Here is a 247-nt window from a genome sequence, read left to right as displayed (position 1 = left end):
CCGGTCCGACATCAGCCCCAGCACGGGCCCGGTTCGGGCGGCGGCCGGTGCTGTTGATCTCGATCGGCGGCCTGGGGCTCGACTTCCTATTCATGGCTTTCGCACCGAGCCTGAGCTGGCTGTTCGTCGGGCGCCTGATCAGCGGCGCTACCGCGGGCGTGTTCTCGACCGCCAATGCCTACGTCGCGGACGTGACGGCGCCGGAGAACCGGGCACGGGCGTTCGGCTGGATGGGCGCGGCTTTCAC

General features: G+C 70.0%; 1 protein-coding gene. It reads left to right on the top strand.

Features of this window, described 5'->3' with window-relative positions; translation table 11 throughout:
• Positions 1 to 47: 47 nt before the first annotated feature.
• Positions 48 to 247: MFS transporter (locus Q5762_RS39285; RefSeq protein ID WP_315897110.1), on the top strand; the 200-nt coding region annotated here is incomplete at its 3' end.

It is taken from the genome of Streptomyces sp. P9(2023) (genome assembly GCF_032436795.1).
Lineage (GTDB): Bacteria > Actinomycetota > Actinomycetes > Streptomycetales > Streptomycetaceae > Streptomyces.
Note: the sequence above shows the minus strand (reverse complement) of the source record. Positions and strands in the feature narration are given on the sequence as shown.